Source organism: Nocardia sp. CA-136227, assembly GCF_050955695.1.
Classification (GTDB): domain Bacteria; phylum Actinomycetota; class Actinomycetes; order Mycobacteriales; family Mycobacteriaceae; genus Nocardia.
In genome coordinates, this window is sequence record NZ_CP192081.1 from 133,601 (window position 1) to 153,443 (window position 19,843).

19 protein-coding genes are annotated in these 19,843 nt (G+C 66.8%); 15 read left to right on the forward strand and 4 right to left on the reverse strand.

Annotated features, from left to right (window positions below):
* Positions 1 to 9: 9 nt before the first annotated feature.
* From ACQP06_RS00630 to ACQP06_RS00650, 5 genes are read left to right on the forward strand one after another with little or no spacing between them, the layout of a single operon-like run.
* The gene (locus tag ACQP06_RS00630) at positions 10 to 1,056 is read left to right on the forward strand and encodes a hypothetical protein (protein WP_433669694.1); all 1,047 of its coding nucleotides are present in this window, start codon (positions 10 to 12) and stop codon (positions 1,054 to 1,056) included.
* Positions 1,053 to 1,355, forward strand: a complete 303-nt coding sequence (locus ACQP06_RS00635) for a hypothetical protein (RefSeq protein WP_379343252.1) — start codon at positions 1,053 to 1,055, stop codon at positions 1,353 to 1,355. Before ACQP06_RS00630 ends, ACQP06_RS00635 begins: the two co-directional genes overlap by 4 nt.
* Before the next feature lie 59 nt (positions 1,356 to 1,414).
* A complete protein-coding gene (locus ACQP06_RS00640) occupies positions 1,415 to 2,707 on the forward strand; it encodes a hypothetical protein (RefSeq protein ID WP_433669696.1) in 1,293 nt (430 codons plus the stop codon).
* Complete coding sequence (locus ACQP06_RS00645) at positions 2,707 to 3,153, forward strand: hypothetical protein (protein ID WP_433669697.1); 447 nt, start codon at positions 2,707 to 2,709, stop codon at positions 3,151 to 3,153. The genes ACQP06_RS00640 and ACQP06_RS00645 overlap by 1 nt, the downstream gene beginning before the upstream one ends.
* Positions 3,154 to 3,167: 14 nt before the next feature.
* Positions 3,168 to 3,932 (forward strand): peptidoglycan recognition protein family protein, encoded by a 765-nt coding sequence (locus tag ACQP06_RS00650; RefSeq protein ID WP_433669699.1) that lies wholly within the window; start codon positions 3,168 to 3,170, stop codon positions 3,930 to 3,932.
* Between the two features lie 430 nt (positions 3,933 to 4,362).
* On the opposite strand, the gene ACQP06_RS00655 is transcribed toward ACQP06_RS00650, so the two are convergent.
* Positions 4,363 to 5,094 carry a helix-turn-helix domain-containing protein gene (locus ACQP06_RS00655; protein ID WP_433669701.1) on the reverse strand — a complete coding sequence of 244 codons (732 nt, stop codon included), beginning with the start codon at positions 5,092 to 5,094 and terminating at the stop codon, positions 4,363 to 4,365.
* A 530-nt stretch (positions 5,095 to 5,624) separates the two neighbouring features.
* Positions 5,625 to 6,125: a MarR family winged helix-turn-helix transcriptional regulator gene (locus ACQP06_RS00660; RefSeq protein WP_433669703.1), complete on the reverse strand. Its 501-nt coding sequence runs from the start codon at positions 6,123 to 6,125 to the stop codon at positions 5,625 to 5,627.
* 110 nt (positions 6,126 to 6,235) lie between these two features.
* Here ACQP06_RS00660 and ACQP06_RS00665 point away from each other — a divergent pair, with 110 nt between their 5' ends.
* Positions 6,236 to 7,165, forward strand: coding sequence for an EamA family transporter (locus ACQP06_RS00665; protein ID WP_433669704.1), 930 nt, complete (start codon positions 6,236 to 6,238; stop codon positions 7,163 to 7,165).
* A 30-nt stretch (positions 7,166 to 7,195) separates the two neighbouring features.
* Positions 7,196 to 7,834, forward strand: coding sequence for an NAD(P)-dependent oxidoreductase (locus tag ACQP06_RS00670; RefSeq protein ID WP_433669706.1), 639 nt, complete (start codon positions 7,196 to 7,198; stop codon positions 7,832 to 7,834).
* Positions 7,835 to 7,927: 93 nt separating this feature from the next.
* Here ACQP06_RS00670 and ACQP06_RS00675 read toward each other — a convergent pair whose 3' ends face one another.
* The gene (locus ACQP06_RS00675; RefSeq protein ID WP_433669708.1) at positions 7,928 to 8,659 is read right to left on the reverse strand and encodes a S1 family peptidase; all 732 of its coding nucleotides are present in this window, start codon (positions 8,657 to 8,659) and stop codon (positions 7,928 to 7,930) included.
* A 271-nt stretch (positions 8,660 to 8,930) separates the two neighbouring features.
* On the opposite strand from ACQP06_RS00675, the gene ACQP06_RS00680 reads away from it, so the two are divergent.
* Both ACQP06_RS00680 and ACQP06_RS00685 read left to right on the forward strand, forming a co-directional pair.
* Positions 8,931 to 9,383 carry a DUF4189 domain-containing protein gene (locus ACQP06_RS00680; RefSeq protein WP_433669709.1) on the forward strand — a complete coding sequence of 151 codons (453 nt, stop codon included), beginning with the start codon at positions 8,931 to 8,933 and terminating at the stop codon, positions 9,381 to 9,383.
* A gap of 113 nt (positions 9,384 to 9,496) precedes the next feature.
* Complete coding sequence (locus ACQP06_RS00685) at positions 9,497 to 10,252, forward strand: MerR family transcriptional regulator (RefSeq protein ID WP_433669711.1); 756 nt, start codon at positions 9,497 to 9,499, stop codon at positions 10,250 to 10,252.
* A 112-nt stretch (positions 10,253 to 10,364) separates the two neighbouring features.
* On the opposite strand, the gene ACQP06_RS00690 is transcribed toward ACQP06_RS00685, so the two are convergent.
* Positions 10,365 to 11,591, reverse strand: coding sequence for a hypothetical protein (locus tag ACQP06_RS00690; protein WP_433669712.1), 1,227 nt, complete (start codon positions 11,589 to 11,591; stop codon positions 10,365 to 10,367).
* 232 nt (positions 11,592 to 11,823) lie between these two features.
* On the opposite strand from ACQP06_RS00690, the gene glf reads away from it, so the two are divergent.
* From glf to ACQP06_RS00720, 6 genes are all read left to right on the forward strand, one after another.
* Complete coding sequence (gene glf / locus ACQP06_RS00695) at positions 11,824 to 13,017, forward strand: UDP-galactopyranose mutase (protein WP_433669714.1); 1,194 nt, start codon at positions 11,824 to 11,826, stop codon at positions 13,015 to 13,017.
* Entirely contained in the window at positions 13,017 to 14,972 is a 1,956-nt protein-coding gene (locus ACQP06_RS00700) for a glycosyltransferase (protein ID WP_433669716.1), read from the forward strand. Before glf ends, ACQP06_RS00700 begins: the two co-directional genes overlap by 1 nt.
* Positions 14,969 to 15,553, forward strand: a complete 585-nt coding sequence (locus tag ACQP06_RS00705) for a phosphatase PAP2 family protein (protein WP_357088192.1) — start codon at positions 14,969 to 14,971, stop codon at positions 15,551 to 15,553. The genes ACQP06_RS00700 and ACQP06_RS00705 overlap by 4 nt, the downstream gene beginning before the upstream one ends.
* A 26-nt stretch (positions 15,554 to 15,579) precedes the next feature.
* Complete coding sequence (locus ACQP06_RS00710; protein WP_433669718.1) at positions 15,580 to 16,527, forward strand: decaprenyl-phosphate phosphoribosyltransferase; 948 nt, start codon at positions 15,580 to 15,582, stop codon at positions 16,525 to 16,527.
* 46 nt (positions 16,528 to 16,573) lie between these two features.
* Complete coding sequence (gene zomB, locus ACQP06_RS00715; protein ID WP_433673538.1) at positions 16,574 to 18,499, forward strand: flagellar motor control protein ZomB; 1,926 nt, start codon at positions 16,574 to 16,576, stop codon at positions 18,497 to 18,499.
* Positions 18,500 to 18,730: 231 nt separating this feature from the next.
* A complete protein-coding gene (locus tag ACQP06_RS00720) occupies positions 18,731 to 19,795 on the forward strand; it encodes an alpha/beta hydrolase (protein WP_433669720.1) in 1,065 nt (354 codons plus the stop codon).
* Positions 19,796 to 19,843: the final 48 nt, after the last annotated feature.

Here is a 19,843-nt window from a genome sequence, read left to right on the forward strand (position 1 = left end):
GAGCAGAACATGACCGAGAACAGCGTCGTCTATGACGACAACATCATGATCACCATGCGCGGCGTCTCCGACTCGGTCGGATTGCCGTACACGGTCAATCCGCTCGAGCTGGTCGATCGGGAGGCGCTCATCGAGCTACGTGAGGGCCCTGTCGGACCCGCGGGTCGCGACGGTGATCCCGCGTGGCCGTGGCAGTGGCGCGGCGATATCGCCGATGTCGCCGCCCTGCGTGCCTTGAATCTCACCACCGCTGATGCCCGTTCGGCCTGGCGGGTGGTTTCCGAGAACGCGGTCTACTACTGGACCGGACTCGAATTCGTGGCGCTCGGGCAGGCCTTCGGCCGAGCGGGGAAGGCGGGTCCCGCCAACGTCCTGACCGGTACCGCGGTCGCCGCAGCGCCGGGGTCGTCCGCGGCCGCACGGATCACGGGTACGACGCCTGGCCAGAACCTCGAAATCACCTTCCCTCGTGGTGTGTCCGGAGATACCGGAGATGCGGGTGGACCGGGGCACATCCAGAACGCGGCGGATGTGCTCGTCGACGACGATCATTCGCTCGCTCAGGATTACATCCTGTCCTGGGATGCGACGCTGGGAAAGTTCGTGCCCGTCCCCAGCCCCCGGCTCGGCGGGCCCTGGGCCATCGCGAAGAACCAGTTCAGCGGTGGCACCAACCTCAACGAGCCGAAAGTACTGGCCGCCATCACGATTCCGGGCCAGGCGACCCGATGGCGGCCTCAGGTGCGGGGACAGGTCCGTGTCAATCCCGCGAACGGCAATGGCTACGGCACCCGCTGCGATGTGAAGGTGTGCATCGGCAGCCCCGACGGCCAGCTCGTCGGCTACGGATTCGGTTACGACATCCAGAATTGGGACTGGGTCCTGATCGGCCCGCGATTCGACTTCCCGCCGACGCCGACCAGCGACTTCGGCGTGGTCCAGCCGAACCAGTCCATCACGCTCTATGTCGTCGCCCAGCGCGTCAAGGGCGGCAACTCCTTCACCGTCGACACCACCGGCGCCCAGCTCATCGTGTACGCGGAGCCGGTGCGATGACCAGCATCTTCCGGCTTCAGGTCGACGTCGGCCCGGAATGGAGCGAGGCCCTCGTTCCCGCAGGCAGCGAACTGCTGTGGACGAAAACGGAATTCGGAAAGTTGGTCACCTTCTGGAGCCACCCGGGCGAGCCGACCGCGCCGGCCGACGAGACGCACCTACTGCGTTTCGATTCGCTTCCACTGCCGCCGGGCGCGGACCTGAACAACACCCTGCGCGGTGTCGCGGATCTCGCGGGCGCGGTCGCCTACATCCAGGACGGCGCGCTGCTCTGGGTCTGCAAGAAGCCCGCTGAATAGACACAATCCGCTCTCGGCATGCCCATCGAGGCTGCCCGCTGCTCGAAAGGCATTGATCCATGGCTGATCTGCCCCCACTGAAATACGGCAAGGTCGTCGGGCGCCTCCTGGCGAATATCGCGGACGGTCCCGACATCGGTGACCTGCCCGAGTTCCCGCCGCTCGCCGGCACCATCACCTTCACCGCCGACGCGCCGAAGATCCTCGTGGCGGGCGCGCAGCCCGCGCCCGCCACCTATGTGCAGCTTCCCAACCATTACGTCTGCGAGCTGGACGAATTCGGGTATCTGACCTGGCGAGGCCAGCGCGGAATCCGGCTCGTCGCACCGAGCGGTGACACCAATCCGCGTGATTGGACCTGGCGAGTGTCGTTCGACGTGAACTATGACGGCGAGCCGATCGCCCTGGAGCCGTTCAACTTCACGGTATCCGAGTACATCCCCGGTCCCGACGCGGCCAACCCGGATACGGGGTCGCAGGGGCTCGTCGACCTGACGCTTGTTTCACCGGTTCCGGCCAGCCCGGGGAACGCCGTCGTTCGAGGTGAACGTGGAACCGGCATCCACATCGATGGATCGGTTGCCACCTATGCGCAGCTACCCGCCGCGCCGCAGGAAGGCGCCCAGTACGTGGTGAAGGCGGACGGGCTGCTGTACGTGTACCACGCGGCTGCGAGCGGGTGGATGCCCAATGGTCAGGGCGTTGTGATCCGAGGTCCTGCGGGAACCACCGATTGGGCCGGTATCACCGGCAAGCCGTCGACCTTCCCGCCCACGATCGGCGCTACGGCCAATACCGCTGTCGCAGGCGATGATCCGCGGCTCACCAATGCGCGTACACCGACCGCCCATACGCATCCGGCGGCTCAGCTGTCCGATGCGACGGCGCTCGGCCGATCGGTGCTCACCGCCGTTGACGCCGCTGCCGCGCGCACAGCGCTGAGTGCGGTGGCGACGACCGATGCGCGCCTGTCCGACCCGCGCCCGCCGACCTCGGCGGGCCAGGTATACGACATCGCGTTCAAGTCGCACACCGGAACTCGTGCGGCCGGAGCCGGGACCGTGATGCCCGAAGGCGTGCGGATCGAACGGAACATCTCGATCAGTTCGATCACGTTCCGCGGTGAAACCGCAGGCACCGGAAACCTGGTCGTCGAACTCCGCAAGAACGGCACCGCCATCGCGGGCACCTCCACCACGATCGCCGCCGCCAATCATGCCGTCGACACCACCGTAACCACCGGCGGGCCGTGGGCCTTGACCACCGGTGATCGGCTGACGGTGAACATCACCACCGCGGACAGCCCGGCCGGTAAGGGCTTGCAGGTGAGCTTGAAAGGCGTGACAGCCTGATGCCCTTCACAATCATCGCGCCCGCACCGACCATGCCCATGGGCATGGACAAAAATGCCGATCAGCAGGTGATCGCGGGAGTCACCAATCTGAAGCTGACCGGCTGGACGGCCCGAAGCGGTTACGGCAGTTCGGATATCACCAATGACGAACTGATCGCCAACGGTTCGGCCACGGCCAACGTGCGCTGCCGCATCCAACTGGCCGCGAACTGGGCCTCCACTCAGGGCGCCCTGCATGTGATGCTCATGCGGAACAGCGCCGAGGTCAAGTCGGCCGATTTCGCCAACAACAGCTCATCGCTGACCTTGCCCGACACCCAGGTCAGCCTGGCGGCGGGTGATCGTATCTGGGTTCAGATCACCAACTCGACGTCGAGCATCTGGGCTGCCAACGCCACCGTCCAGGGAGGCGTGAACACCTACGTCTCCTTCGACCTGGTCTGATCCGGAAAGGCGGAATGACCATGTCATGGACCGGCGACCCGGTCTGGCTCGCAGATGTCCTGCGCGAAGCCGGGTTACGAGTAATCGAACACGACGGCTGGCGCGACCGCGGCCACGGCGACTTCGCCGACCTGCGCGGCGTGCTCTGTCACCACACCGCCGGCGGCGGCACCGACGACTGGCGCATCGTCCAATACGGCCGCCCCGACCTGGAAGGCCCCCTGGCCCAACTGGTCCTCGAACGCGACGGCGCCTTCCGCGTCATCGCCGCCGGCGTCTGCTGGCACGCCGGCCGCGGCTCCTGGCCCGGCTGGCCCACCGACAACGCCAACTACCACGTCATCGGTATCGAGGCGGTCTCCCGAGGCGACGGAACCGACTGGACCCCAGCACAACTCGACGCCTACAAGCGCGGCTGCGCTGCCATCCTGCGCCGCATCGGCCGCACCGCCAATGACTGCGTGGCCCACCGCGAATACAGCACCGAAGGAAAGATCGACCCCGCCGGCATCGACATGGACGAATTCCGCCGCGATGTCCAGGCTTTCATCGACGGAGAGGACGCTCCCATGAGCGCAGCAGAAGTCAACCAGATCCAGGACTTCATCACCGCCTTCTGCGGCCCGATCGGCAGCGACGTCAAAGACATCCGCGAACAACTGTGCGGCGAGTCCCAACGCGACGCGGGCCAGTACGCCGGCTGGCCCCAGCTGGGCAACCGCACGGTGGTCGACGCCCTGGCCGACATCTACACCCGTCTCCAGCGGCTCGAACACTAGGAGGCGACGGACATGTCGCACTCATCGACACCGCCGCTGTCCGCCTGGACACCGGGCAACCCGAGCAGAAGCGGATCCGCCGCCAGCGATCGTGGTGGCCGGGTATTCAACTTCAACAACTTGAGCCAGGCACAGACCGCCGCGCTGGTCAGACGGCAAAATCTAGCTCGTGATCTGAAACGATCAGCCCGCAGCGCAAGCAGGTCGTAGCCGCTTCAATCTCTGCGTGAAGGCCCTATCCCGAGAACGGGATTGGGCCTTTGGCAGTGATGGCGTGCCAAGTGAGCCAACCACGTTCGGGACTCCCTTGGAGTTCGCTATCGAACCGCCGCTCAACGAAGACGACAATCCGATGAATGCGATCGAATGGGCGAGATCTTCGGCTATTGGCAACGGTAGCTGGAGCGCAGGGGCGTGCTTGGTCGTGCCCTCATCGCTGACCATGTTCGCCGGGGCCGCGCACGAGGTGGCAGAGCCACCAGGTGCGTTGGGGATATTCGGGGGAGTACGTGTGTATGTGGAGTCGGATCTGTTGGCTGGTGGGTGTGCGGACCAATAGATGGGGGGTGAAGGTTTTGGGGCTCTGGCTGTTCCACAGCTCATCCCACTCCGGGGCTTGGCTGCATGCTGTCGCCATCGCTGACAGGCGTGGGTCTTTCGCGACGTTGGGGGAGAGTTGGTGGATGCTGTGGAGGCAGCGGCGGGCCTCCTGGTCCCAGTCCACGATCACGTCTCGGGCGGTCGGGTTCAGGAACAGCCACTCGGGGAAACTCACGCTGGGAACCAGGCCAGGGAACAGGTGTTGGTGGGCGGAGTTGGCTGCGACGATCGTGAAGGTTGGGAGCGTGTAGAAGCATGCCGGGGTTTCGATGCCGGCCAGCGCCACTAGGTCGTCGGGGCCGGGTTCCGGAGATGTTGCGGGCGGGGGAGGACCGAGGAGGCCGGGAAGGCTCCGGTCGAGGATGTGGCGGCGGTACATGGGGGCCACGTCGAGGGTGTCGAAGAGGATTTGCAGGGCGTGGAGGGTGGGCTGGCGGGTGCCCAGTTCGATCTTTTCGATGAGGGAGACAGACAGGTTCGCCTTCTTGGCGAGGTCTGTTCGGGTGAGCCAGGCGGCCTGGCGGCGTTGGCGGATGTAGTCACCGAAAAGGTTGTCGGCCAACTGGTTTCACCTATCTCCCGAACATTTGTATTGAGCTATGTACGGCCGGGGTGTCCCACGGATTGTGCGGGCGGGGGTCGTTGAACTCCGATCTTGGTTTCCCGGATAATAGAACACATGTTCGAACGATAGCTCAAATGCTGCCGGTGGCTGCGATGGCGGGGCCGGTGGCGGCAGTGGGCAAGGGGCGGAAGGCGGTCTTGTGGGCTGGATGGACAGGTGTGTCGGGGCGCGGGTCGGGCGGGCCATGAAGGAGGCGGGGGTGAGTGATGTTGACCTGGGGGAACGAGTCGGGATGACGGGGGCTGCGCTCGCGCGCCGGAGGGGTCGGGCCGGGTCGTTCCGGGTGGATGAGTTGATCCTCGTCGCCGCGGCGCTCGGGTGTGATGTCCAGGACCTGTTGCCCGCCGGGGACTGCTTGCCGAATGATGGCTGCTGGATGTGCAGGAATGAAACGTGAACTGTGGCCGGGTAATTCGGCTCATCAAAGGGCGGCACCCTCGAAATGAGGGTGCCGCCCTTTTCGTGTTTCAGTCCAGGGAGAGGTCGCCGAGGGATTCGGAGAACTTGCGGAGGAGGGGGATGAGGGCTTCTCGGTCGGCGGGGGTCAGGTCGGTCAGGAGGCGTTGTTCGTTTTCCATGTGCAAGGGGAGGACATTGTCGACGAGGGTGCGGCCGGTGGTGGTGAGGCGGACTCGGATGGCGCGGCGGTCGACGGGGTCGGGGACGCGTTCGACCAGGTCCTTGGCGACCAGGCGGTCGATGCGGTTGGTGATGGCGCCGGAGGTGCGCATGGCGGCCTTGTTGAGGGCGCCGGCGGTGAGGCCGGAGTCGTTGCCGGAGCGGCGGAGGGTGGCGAGGACGTCGAACTCCCAGAACTCCAGGCCCTGCGCGCGGAAGAAGTCGGTGAGTTCGCGCTCGATGATGTGGGCCAGGCGGGAGATGCGGCCGAAGATCTCCATGGGGGAGCTGTCGACGTCGGGGCGCTGCTGACGCCAGGCCGCGGTGATCTGGTCGACTGCGTCGGGCATGTGACCTGCTCCTTTCGATCTCCGAAATAATCTCAACGTTGAGATACTTGACGCTGAGGTATCCGGGATGGTGTTATCTCAACGTTGAGATTATCAATGAGGAGCTATCGATGACCACCACACGCGCCGGCGCCGCAGGACTCGCGGGAACCCTCGCCGTCACTGCCCTCGCACCGTTGGTTTTCGGGTCGACCTACGCGATCACGACGACGTTCCTGCCGCCGGACCGGCCCATGTTCACCGCGCTCATGCGCGCCTTGCCCGCCGGTCTGCTGCTGCTGGCGATCACCCGCAAGCTGCCGCATGGACAGTGGATCGGCCGCGCCGCGGTGCTGGGCGCGCTGAACATCGGCATCTTCATGCCGCTGCTGTTCCTGGCCGCCTACCGCCTGCCGGGCGGCGTCGCCGCCGTACTCGGCGCGGCCGCACCGCTTTTCGCCCTGGGCATCGCCACCGTGGCGCTCAACGAGCGGCTCACCGTGCGCAAGGTGCTGGCCGGTGTGATCGGACTCTTCGGCGTCGCCCTCGTAGTCCTCAGGGCCACAGCGGTTCTCGATACCGTCGGCGTTGTCGCCGGTCTGCTGGGCGCGGCCTCCATGGCGGGCGGCACCGTGATGACCAAGCGCTGGGGACGCCCCGACGGCGTCAGCCCGCTCGCCATGACCGGCTGGCAGCTGACCGCCGGTGGCCTGATGCTGCTGCCGCTGGCCGCCATCGTCGAGGGTGCGCCGCCCGCGCTGGACGCCCGCAATATCGGCGGCTACCTCTACCTCGGCCTGATCGGCACCGCCGCCGCCTACGCGCTGTGGTTCCGCGGCATCGCCAAGGCCCCCGCCACCTCGGTGTCGTTCCTCGGCCTGCTCAGCCCGCTGTCGGCGGCCGTCATCGGCTGGGCCGCGCTCGGCCAGGCGCTTGCCCCGCTGCAGATCCTGGGCATGGCGATCGCGCTGGGCGGCACCCTGCTCGGCCAGACCGGCGCCGCGCCCAAGGCGCCCGAACCCGTCACCGACACGCCCGCACCGGCCCGCACCGCGGCCTGATCCGGAAATCTTGCGAAGGAGCGAAACATCATGCAGATCACAGTGTTCGGAGCCAGCGGAGACACCGGCAGCCGGGTCGTGACCGAGGCGCTGAGCCGGGGCCACCGGGTGCGCGCGGTCGCCCGCGACGCCGAGCGGCTGCGGCATCTGCCCGAGCAGGTCGAGGTGTGGGCGGGCAATGCCGCCGATGCCGCCGCCGTCGAGAAGGCCAGTGCCGGTAGCGATGTCGTGATCAGCGCGACCCGCCCGGTTCCCGGCAGCGAACACGAGCTGGCCGAGGTCGCCGCGGCCCTGCTGGAAGGGCTGGCGGACAGCGGAATCCGGCTGCTGGTGGTCGGCGGCGCGGGCACCCTGACCGTCGCCGGAACCGGCCGGACCCTGGCCGAGCAGCCGGAGTTCCCGGCCGAACTGGGCCCGATCGCCGAGGGCGGCCGCCGTCAGCTCGAGGTGTTCCGGACCACCGCGCACCCGGTGAACTGGACCTACGTCAGCCCGCCCGCGCTGTTCGAGCCCGGTGAACGGACCGGCGTCTTCCGGTTCGGCCTCGACGAGATGATCGCCGACGACCAGGGCAATTCCTCGATCTCCATGGAGGACATGGCGATCGCGCTGCTCGACGAGATCGAGAATCCTCGCCACCACCGCGTCCGATTCACCGTCGGCTACTGAAAGCCACTACCGCACAACGAGAACACCGCGGGGCGTGACCGATGATCCGGTCACGCCCCGCGGTGTTCGCCGGTTCACCCGGCGTCGAAATGCTTACGCGACGCGGAAACCCGCGCCCGCCCCGCCGTGGTGGTCGATGCTGGCCAGCACCGTGGTGATGTTGGTGGCCAGCTCCGGCTCGTGGATCAGGTTGCCGCCACCGGTGCACAGCGGCAGTTCGATGGTGATCGGCCCGGCCCGGAAGTCGGTGCCCGCCACCACCATGCCGACCAGCTGGTCGCCGCGCAGCACGGGCGCGCCCGAGTCACCGTGGTTGGCACACACCTGGCTACGGAAGTAGGTGGACTTGGTCTCCCACACCGGACCGCAGGTGAAACCGGTGGTGCGGCCGTTCTTGCAGACGTTCTCGCCGATCTGCGGCGGCGCGCCCACCGAGTTGATGACCGACTGCGCGACCTGACGGGTCGGGATCACCCGGTCGGCGTTGAAGACGATGATGGCCCAGTCCATCTCCTCGTCCTTCTCGGCGATGACGCCGATGCCGCCGGAGCGGGTGTACTCGGCGGCGATGCGCGCGCCGACCTCACCGCAGTGGCCCGCGGTCAGTCCGACCAGCTGGTTCTTGTTGTCGTAGCCCATCGCGGTGATGGTGCACTCGCTGACCGAGGTGGCGTCCTGGAGGTCTTCGACGTAGACGCCGGAGCCACCGCCGAGCGTCACCACCGGGGCGGCGTCCGCGGAGCCGGCGAACAGGAGGGTGGAGCTCACGGCAGTGACGGCCGCGGCCGCCCAGTGCAGAACTCGGGCGCGGCCCGCAAACTTCATCAGGTTTTCCCCATCCCACGAAAAAATCGATTCCAGCGCGCCGAATTCGGGAGTCCGGGGGCGCGCGCGTGGAGCATGTCACGCCCGCAAGTGGTTGGCAAGTCCCCACTTCCGGAGCTATTCGGAAAAGCTATGCCCGGCAGCCGGTTCCGGCGGAAACTGACTTGGCCGTGTCGGTGGCCCGTGATAGAAATCCGGCAGTGGTGATCGCACCACCGAGAGCAGTAGCGGCCCATGCGCAGCGGCCGCTGCGAAATTGGGGAGAATTCGAATGGCTTTCTCGGGCAAGCTCGCCTTGACCATGTTCGTTTCCGCGGCCGCCGTGCTGGTGACGTCGCTGGGGGCCGGTACCGCCAATGCCGAGCGGGGACCGGATGGATCGCTCTACGGCACGCTCGCGCTGAGCACCGACGGCGGCACCTTCTACGGCGCCGCGTGGAACTACCCGAGCTGGGGCGCCTCCGACACGGCCGCGCTGAACAAGTGCGCCCACCGCGGCTGCAAGGTGATGGTGCAGTTCGCCAACGGCTGCGGCGCCATCGCCGAGAGCGCCGACCACTCCTATTACTACGGCGGTTCGGGCCGCAACCGCGCCGAGGCCGAGCGTGACGCCATGGACCGGCTGACCAACTGGATGCCGTCCCCGCCGGCCATGTTCGGCAGCTCGGCCCCGCCGAAGCAGTCCGTGCACGTGCGCTACAGCGAGTGCACCGCCGGCGCGTAAGCCCCTCGAACAAGCCCCGACCGGCGCATACTGGTCGGGGCTTGACCTTGACGCTGCGTCAACTTGCATCCTGAATTCGTCGAGGAGAACGAGAGGATACGAAAGGCCGGAACGTGGCAACCGAATGGTCCATCCAGCAATTGGCAGCGGTCGCCCGAACCACCAGCCGCACCCTGCGGCATTACGGTGAGCTCGGGTTATTGCCGCCGAGCCGGATCGGATCGAACGGTTACCGCTATTACGACCAGGAATCCCTCGTCCGGTTGCAGCGCATCCTTTTACTCCGCGAGCTCGGTCTCGGCCTTCCGGCCATCGCCGAAGTGCTCGCCGGGCAAAAGGACACCGCCGCCGCCCTGCGCACACATCTGGAATTGCTGAAAAACGAGCAGGACCGGATCGCGCGCCAGATCGCCTCGGTGCAAACAACATTGCGCAAGACGGAAGCAGGTGAAGAACTGATGGCAGACGAGGTATTCGACGGATTCGACCACGCCCGGTACAAGGACGAGGTCATCGAACGCTGGGGCAAGCAGGCCTGGGACAGTGGCAACCAGTGGTGGAACGCCATGAGCGACGCCGAGAAGAAGGCGTTCCAGCAGCGCCACCTCGACATCGCCGCCGACTACGGCCGCGCCCACGCCGCGGGCCTCCCGGTCGACAGCGACGAGGTGCAGGCCATCGTGCGGCGCCACCACGACTGGATCGGGGCGTCCCCGTCCGGCGGGCCGGTGACCGCTCAGTACTTCAACGGTCTCGGCGACATGTACGTCGCCGACCCGCGTTTCGCGAAGAACTACGACGTGCACGGCGACGGCACCGCCGCGTATGTCCGTGACGCGATGCGGGTGTACTCCGCCGCCCGGCTGTAGTCCCCGGGCAGTGATTCCGGCCGCGGGGGAGTGGCCCGAGAAGTGAACAGCCGCCCGGTCTTTCGGCCGGGCGGCTGTTTCAGTGCTCGATCGGTTTCGGATCAGTGCTCGGTCAGGCCGCGCACATCGACTGCATGACACCGCGCAGGATCGGCGCGCCGTAGGTGGTGGGCGCGAAGGCGATGGTCTGCGCCATGCTCAACGGGGTCGTGATGACCGAGCCCACCCCGGTGAATCCGGCGATCGTGGTGCCCGCGGTGAGCAGCAGGCTGGTGGCGTCGAGCGCGAAGGTGATGAGCGAGAAGACGTTCTCCACCTTCACATCCGCCAGCGCGACGGTGTTCAGGGCGCGGCCCTCGTAGATGTCGAAGCCCAGGTTGGCCAGGAAGGTCAGCGGCCCGTAGTCCATGGCGTCCACGATCGGGCCGAGCTGCTCGGTGCGGCGCAGCATCATGATGTCGGCGACCCGGTTCTCGTGCAGGAAGCCCTGCAGCGCAGCGGCGTTCGCGTTCACCGCCGCCGGGTCGACGGGCAGTCCGGCCGCGGTGGTGAGGAACGCGCGGGTGCGCTCGACCAGGTCGGCGGTCTTCAGTTCGGCCAGGGTGGTGCAGGTGCCGTCGGCCTTGGTGAGCTGGTTGGCCAGGTCGATGAGCGGCTGCGGCACGTCCACGTGTTCGTCGGGCAGTTCCAGCCGCAGCTTCTGGTACGCGCCGTTGGCATCGCAGCCCAGTGACAGCTGCGACTGCACCGACCGCGCCAGCGACTTCACGCCGTTGAACAGCGCGCCCACCACCGGCTTGAGCACGAAGCCGACGGTCGGCACCAGGCTGGCCGCGAACTGGGCGGGGATCTTCACGATGCGGGTGGCGAGAATGAACACCTCGACCACGTCGCGCACCTTCAGCTGCGAGAGCGCGATGGTCTTGTGCAGGTTGCCGGTCTTGACGGCGTCCAGGTTGTTGACGATATAGGTGACGATCGGGTCGTCGAGGAACTGCGTACGGTCGTTGACCTCGTCGGGGCCCAGCGGCAGCAGCCCGTTGCGGTGCACATGGATCGAGGCGACGCTCTGCCGGAAGTCCTCGACCGAGCGGTCGTAGGCGGATTGCTGCTCGGCCGGAACCACCGTGCGAACGGCCGTGGCGGCCGCGGTGATGACGTCATCGAAGGTTGCGGCGGGCTTGCCGCAGACGTCGCCGGCGTCGGCGATCTCGGCTGCCGCGAGGGTGTCGCCCTCGTCGGCGCGAGCCGGGGCCGCGCTCGGGACGAGGGCGGCCGTGCTCAGGATGGCGGTGATGGACAATGCCCCGACGAGCGGGGCGAATCGTGCGAGGCGCATGTACGTGGTCTTTCGAGGGGCCGCGCAATCACACGGCAACAAACTGGTCGGTGTTACAAATCGAGTCGATATGTAATACAGCTTTCATGACGCAACTGTCTGCCGTTTCGTGAACGCTGAGCGAAAACCACGCGACGAATCCCATTCGCCGGGATGGCCTGGGCCACCCCTGCCCGCCGCCCCCGCCGGAGCCCACGCGCGTCCCCGGGCAGTGCCGGTAGTCTGGGCGACCGTGACCGTCGCATCCCCCTTCGATCTGATCGTTGTCGGCTCCGGCTTCTTCGGGCTGACCATCGCCGAACGCACCGCCAACCTGCTCGGAAAGCGGGTTCTGGTGGTTGAACGCCGCTACCACTTGGGTGGCAACGCGTACTCGGAGGCGGATCCCGAAACCGGCATCGAAATCCACAAGTACGGCGCCCACCTCTTCCACACCTCCAACAAGCGGGTGTGGGACTACGTGAACCAGTTCACCGAGTTCACCGGGTACCAGCACCGCGTCTTCGCCAAGCACAAGGGCCAGGCGTACCAGTTCCCCATGGGCCTGGGTCTGCTCTCGCAGTTCTTCGGCCGCTACTTCACGCCCGACGAGGCGCGCGCGCTGATCGCCGAGCAGTCCGCGGAGATCGAGACCAAGGACGCCTCCAACCTCGAAGAGAAGGCCATCTCCCTGATCGGCCGCCCGCTCTACGAGGCATTCATCCGTGACTACACCGCCAAGCAGTGGCAGACCGACCCGAAGGAGCTCCCGGCCGGGAACATCACCCGCCTGCCGGTCCGCTACACCTTCGACAACCGCTACTTCAACGACGACTACGAGGGCCTGCCGAAGAACGGCTACACCGCGTGGCTGTCGAAGATGGCCGAGAACGACCTCATCGAGGTCCGTGTCGACACCGAATGGTTCGACGTGCGCGACGAGATCCGCGCCCAGAACCCGGACGCCCCGGTCGTCTACACCGGCCCGCTGGACGCCTACTTCGACTACGCCGAAGGCGAACTCGGATGGCGCACCATCGATTTCGAGACCGAGGTGCTCGAAACCGGTGACTTCCAGGGCACTTCGGTGATGAACTACAACGACGCGGACGTCCCCTTCACCCGCATCATCGAGCCGCGCCACTTCCACCCCGAGCGCGACTACCCGGCCGACAAGACGGTCATCATGCGCGAGTTCTCGCGCTTCGCCCAGACCGGCGACGAACCGTACTACCCCATCAACACCCCCGACGACCGCGCCAAGCTGCTGGCCTACCGCGAGCGCGCCAAGGCCGAGACCGCGTCGGCGAAGGTGCTGTTCGGCGGCCGTCTGGGCACCTACCAGTACCTGGATATGCACATGGCCATCGGCGCCGCGCTCAGCATGTTCGACAACGTGCTGCGCCCGCACCTGGAATCCGGCGCGCCGCTGGTGGACGAGGCCTGATGACCGCCCAACTCACGCGGGAAGACATGAGCACCGAGACTCGCGCCGTATCCCTGCTCCAGCGCATCATCCTGCCCCGGCCGGGTGAACCGCTGGACGTCCGCAAGCTGTACCTCGAGGAATCCGACACCAATTCCCGTCGCGCGCACGCCATCACGCGCACCGCGCTGGCCATCGGCGCGGAGTCGGAGGTGTCGTTCTGCACCTACTTCAACGCGGTTCCGGCCAGCTACTGGCGGCGCTGGAGCGTGCTGAAGTCGGTCGTGTTGCGTCTGGAACTGTCCGGCCACGGCCGCGTCGACGTCTACCGCTCGAAGGCCGACGGCTCCCGAATCCACGTGCAGGGCAATGAGTTCAGCACGCCGGGCGAGGGCGCGGCCGCCGCGGACTTCGTCGAGTTCGAGGTGGATCTGGGCCCGTTCGAGGACGGCGGCTGGATCTGGTTCGACATCACCACCGACAGCCACGTCGAAATGCGCAGCGGCGGCTGGTACGCGCCCATCGAGGCGCCGGGTGAGGGCAGCATCGCCGTCGGCATGCCGACCTTCAACCGCCCCACCGACGCGGTCAAGACGCTGACCGCGCTGGGCTCCGACCCGCTGGTGCTGGAGAAGATCAAGGCCGTCATCATCCCCGACCAGGGCACCAGGAAGGTCGTGGACGAGCCCGGCTTCAGCGAGGCCGCGGCCCGCCTGGCCGGTCGCCTCGCCATCCACGACCAGCCCAACCTCGGCGGTTCCGGCGGCTACAGCCGCGTCATGTACGAGGCGCTCAAGACCACCGACGCCGAGTACATCGTCTATATGGACGACGACATCGAGATCGAGCCGGACTGCATCCTGCGGGCCCTGGCCTTCTCGCGTTTCGCCAAGTCGCCCATCCTGACCGGCGGCCAGATGCTCAACCTGCAGGAGCGCTCGCACCTGCACGTGATGGGCGAGGTGGTGGACCGCTCCATCTTCATGTGGACCGCGGCCCCCAATGTCGAGTACGACCACGACTTCGCCAAGAACCCGCTGCGCGACCGCGACAACTCCAAGCTGCTGCACCGGCGCATCGACGTCGACTTCAACGGCTGGTGGACCTGCGTCATCCCGCGCCGGGTCGCCGAGGAGATCGGGCAGCCGCTGCCGCTGTTCCTCAAGTGGGACGACGCCGAATACGGTTTGCGCGCAAGGGAACACGGCTACCCGACGGTCACCCTGCCGGGCGCCGCGGTGTGGCACATGGCCTGGTCCGACAAGGACGACGCCATCGACTGGCAAGCCTACTTCCACCTGCGCAACCGCCTGGTGGTCGCCTCGCTGCACCTGCCCAACGACGGCCGCCCGATGGTGGTCAACACCGTCAAGGCCACGCTGAAACACCTGCTGTGCCTGGAGTATTCGACGGTCGCCATCCAGAACGAGGCGATCCGCGACTACCTCGCCGGACCGGAGAAGCTGTTCGAGCTGCTGCCGACCGCGCTGGGCAAGGTGCACGCCATGCGCAAGGAATACCCGGACGCGGTCGTGGTGCCGTCCTCCACCGAACTGCCCCTGGCCTCGCGCGCCGAGGTCGGCGCGGTCGGCGAGCCGGGCAACCCGATCGCCAAGGTGGTGCGCCTCGGCAAGGGCGTGCTGCACAACTTCCGCAAGGCCAACCCGAAGCATCACGACACCCCGCAGCTGAACGTGCCGACCCTGGACGCGCGCTGGTTCCTGCTCTCGCAGGTCGACGGAGTCACCGTCACCACCGCCGACGGCCGCGGTGTGGTCTACCGTAAGCGGGATCCGCGCAAGGCCAAGGAGCTGTTCACCGAGGCCATGCGCCTGCGCAAGGAGCTGGCCGAGCGCTTCCCGGAGGTGCGCGAGCAGTATCGTCGCGCGCACGCGCATCTCACCAGCCAGGCCGCGTGGGAGAACGTCTTCGGTATCGACGCTTCCGCCGCCCAGACGAGGAATGAGCCCAAATGACGGCTGCACAGCCAGCTTCCGGCGTGGACCGCGGACTGCACGCGGTCCCGGACGCGCCGGCGACTCCGGCCGCGTCCCCGGCCGAGGTCAAGATTCTCAACCTGGTGCAGGGCACCATCGGGCAGAACCCGGCGGTCGTGAAGGCCGCCCGCGGCATGTCCCACTTCGGTGAGCACTCGCTGGGCTGGATCGGCATCGCCGCGGTCGGCGCGCTGGTCGACAAGCCGCGCCGTCGCCAGTGGGCCGGGGTCGCGGTCGGCGCGTTCGGCGCGCACGCCGCGTCGGTCGTGATCAAGCGCGTGGTCCGGCGCCCCCGCCCGAACCATCCGTCCGTGCAGGTCAACGTGTCGACGCCGTCGAAGCTCAGCTTCCCGTCCTCGCACGCCACTTCGACCACGGCGGCGGCTGTGTTGCTCGGCCGACTGACCGGGCTACCCTTGCCTGCGGTGCTCGTCCCGCCGATGCTGCTCTCGCGGGTGGTCCTCGGTGTGCATTACCCCTCCGACGTGCTGGCGGGTTCCGCGCTGGGCGCAGCATCAGCCGCCGCCGTGCTCGCCGCCGAAAAGAGACTCGCGAAGTGACCGCCCAGGAAGAAGCCATCGTTGACATGAGCGAAGAGCCGACCAGCACCGACCTAGCAGAGGCGGTCGTCAAGGGACCGCCGAAGACGTTGGGCGGCGGCTTGATCAAGGCCATGCGCCCGCGCCAGTGGATCAAGAACGTGCTGGTCCTGGCCGCGCCGCTGGCTGCCGGCAAGACCGCCGCGGGCGATCTGGTGATCAGCGATGTGTCGGTGCTCGGGCACGTGGCCCTGGCGTTCGTGGTGTTCTGCATGGCGGCGTCGGGCATCTACCTGGTCAACGACGCGCTCGACGTGGAAGCCGACCGCGCCCACCCGACCAAGCGTTTCCGGCCCATCGCGGCCGGCGTGGTGCCGGTGAACCTGGCCTACGCGCTCTCGGCGGTGTTGCTGGTCGGCTCGATCCTGCTGTCGTTCGCCGCGAATTGGCATCTGGCCGTGGTGATGGCGGTCTACGTCAGCATCCAGCTGGCCTACTGCTTCGGCCTCAAGCACCAGGCGGTGCTGGACATCTGCATCGTGTCGTCGGGCTTCGTGCTGCGCGCGGTCGCCGGTGGCGTGTCCTCGGATATCCGTCTGTCGCAGTGGTTCCTGCTGATCATGGCGTTCGGTTCGCTGTTCATGGCGGCCGGAAAGCGCTACGCCGAACTGAAGTACGCGCTCGACACCGGCGCGAAGATCCGCAAGTCGCTGGAGTACTACACACCGACCTACCTGCGTTTCGTGTGGACCCTGTCGGCCACCGCGGTGGTCGTGTTCTACGGTCTGTGGGCGTTCGAGCAGGATCGCGCCAAGGACACCATCTGGTTCGCCATCTCCATGATTCCGTTCGTCATCGCCATCATGCGGTACGCGGTGGACGTCGACGGCGGCGAAGCGGGTGAGCCGGAAGAGATCGTCCTGGGGGACCGGGTCCTCCAGTTCCTCGCAGTCGTCTTGACGGGAGCTCTGGGTGTCGCTGTCTATCTCACCTGACGTGGTAGAGGGAGAAGAGCGAGAGACGGGCGCGCCGACGGCACAATTGCCGGTCGGTCGCGCCCGTCGGCGTGCGGATGACTCCGCGCGCGGTGCCTCGCGACTATCCCGAGCCACGTTCATCGGTGGGATCGCACTGACCGCGACACTGTTCGCGGCCGGTGCGTGGCAGCGGCGCTGGATCGCCGACGACGGCCTGATCGTTCTCCGCACGGTGCGAAACCTGCTGGCGGGCAACGGTCCGGTCTTCAATGTCGACGAACGCGTAGAGGCCAATACCAGCACGGCCTGGACCTACATCGTTTACTTCTTCAGCTGGCTGACCCAGGCCCGGCTGGAATACGTGGTGCTCGGGATCGCGCTCACGCTGTCGGTGCTGGCCATCGTGTTCGCGATGCTCGGCACCGCCCGGCTGTGGGGCGGAACGGGTTCCGCGCTGCTGCTTCCGGCGGGCGTGCTGGTCTACATCGCCCTGCCCCCGGCTCGCGACTACGCCACCTCCGGACTGGAGTCCTGCCTCGTCATCTTCTGGCTGGCGGTGCTCTGGTGGGGAATGGTGCGCTGGTCCCAGGCCGAGAAGGTGCGCCCTGCGGGCTTTCTCGCGCTCGTCTTCTTCGCCGGATTGGCCCCGCTGATCCGCCCGGAGATGACACTGGTCGGCGCGCTCGCGCTGCTCATGCTGTTCTGCGCCCCGGCGCCGGAGACCCGCTTGCGGCCCTGGCTGTTCCGGGTGCTGATCGTGGCGGTCGCGGGTCTGCTGCCCGTGGCGTACCAGATCTGGCGGATGGGCTACTACGCCCTGCCCTACCCGAACACCGCGGTGGCCAAGGACGCCGGCGGCGCGAAGTGGGGCCAGGGCCTGGTCTATCTGTGGGATCTGGTCGGGCCGTACTGGCTGTGGTTGCCGCTGCTGGTGCTGCTGGTGGCCGGTGTGGTGGTCGGGCGGCAGCGCCGCGACCATCTCTCCGGTTCCTATCACGCGGGCGAATCCCGGAAACCCGGATGGCGCGGGCGAATTGACAGTTTCAGCCACTGGCTGCGGACCCCCGCCGCGGTGGTCGCGCTCATGCTGGGCAGCGGATTCGTGCTCACCGTCTACGAGATCCGGGTCGGCGGCGACTTCATGCACGGCCGCATGCTGCTGCCGCAGGTGTTCTGCCTGATCCTGCCCGTCGCGGTGCTGCCGCTGCGGCTGCCGCGCACGATGGCGGCGGGCGAGACCGGAATGCGCCGACTGGACTGGGCTTTCGTGGTCGTGCTGGCCGCGTTCGCCGGAACCACGGGGTGGGCGCTGTTCGCGGCCGACACCACGGCGATCACCACCGGCACCAAGATCCGGGCCAACGGCATCGTGGACGAGCGCATCTACTACGTGCTCAACACCGGCCACGACCACCCGATCCGCGCCGAGGACTACCTGGACTATCCGCGCATCCGCGCCATGGTCCGGGACATCGAGAATTCGAAGGACGGCGCGCTGCTGCTCAGCTCGCCCTCGTTCACGAACTGGTACCTGGTGCCCGCACCGGTCCCCGAGGGCAATCAGGAACACGTGGTGTTCTTCCTGAATCTCGGCATGACCAGCATGAACGTCCCGCTGGAGGTACGCGTCATCGATCAGATGGGCCTGGCGTATCCGCTTGCCTCGCACACCGATCGACTGACCGACGGCCGCATCGGCCACGACAAGAACCTCTACTCCGACTGGGTGGTCGTGGACGCCGGCATGGTGGACAAGCACCCGTGGATGCCGTGGTTCCTGGACGAGAAGTGGACCACGCAGGCGCGGACCGCGTTGTCCTGCCCGGCCACCCAGGACATGCTGGCCTCGGTGCGCGCGCCGCTGACCTTCGACCGCTGGCGGCACAACCTGGTGCAGTCGCTCGATTTCGCCAAGTACCGGATCGATCGGGTCCCGAAGTACGAGATTCAGCGCTGCGGATTGGTCGATCCGACCGAGCCGCCGAAGTAACCGGACAGCACAGCAGCCCCGTATCCATCGCGGATACGGGGCTGCTGTGCGCAGTACTCCAATTGATTTGGGCGTTTTGTCACGAACTGAAGATGAAATTTGAAATTCTGTCTCAATTAGGTAACGCCTGGTGGGGGTTTCCGCGATACGCTACTCGGCAGGCCGCTGCGGGTGATCTCTTCCTATGTGTCACAGCGGATGTCATGAGTTTGGAAGGGCCGGAACAACACGATGCCTAGCGCTGCCACTGTGGGTGGGAAACGGGGAACTCGACCGCGGCGAGCGTGGTTCAAGAGGGCGACATTCGGCCTGGCCATGGCGCTGATGCTGCCGTTCGGGGCATCGGTCGCCGGCACCGGCGGCACCGCGCAGGCGGCTCTGAATCCGGCCGGTTTCGATTTCTACGTGGATTCCGCGATGGGCCCGATCAAGTCGCGCGTCTTCCGCGCCAATGACGGCAATACCAATCGCGTGGTCTACCTGCTCGACGGCATGCGTGCCCGCGAGGACCTGAACGGCTGGGAGATCGAGACCAATGTCGCCCAGGCGTTGATGGACGCCAATATCAATGTGGTGATGCCGGTCGGCGGCGCGTCCAGCTTCTACGCCGACTGGACCCAGCCCAGCACCTTCCTGGGCATGAAGCCCGGCACCGCGCCGGGCGACGTGACCGGTTCCGGCGCCTCGTCGGTGTTCTCGGGTGGTCCGGGCAAGTCTTACACCTACAAGTGGGAAACCTTCGTCACCAGCGACCTGCGCAACGCGCTGCGGGATCGGCTGGGCTTCAGCCCGAACCGCAACGGCGTGGTCGGCGTATCCATGAGCGGCAGCGCCGCGCTCATGCTGGCGGCCTTCCATCCCGACCAGTTCAGTTACGCCAGTTCGAATTCGGGTGTGCCGAATATGAGCACGCCCGGCATGCGGGCGGCGATCCGCGCCGCGATGCTGGACTGCGGTGGTTACAACGTGGATGCCCTGGCTTCGTCGGAGTCCAAGTGGCAGCACCTCGACCCGGCCGTGTTCGCAACGCGGTTGAAGGCCAACAACACCCGGCTGTGGATCTCCGCGGCGAGCGCCATTCCGGGCGGCGGTGACATCTCCGCGATGGCCACCAAGGAAGGCATGGGCATCGAGGCGGTGGCGCTGGCGAGCACTCGGATGTTCCAGGCCCGCTTGGCCGTTGTCGGTCTCGGAAATGTCGCCTACGACTTCCCGCCCACCGGCATCCACAACTGGCATACCTGGGAGCCGCAACTCATCAAGCAGTTGCCGGATTTGTCCTCTCATATCGGCTGACATACGTCCCTTTGTCTCGAGTCCTGTATCAATGAGCAGCTCAGGGCA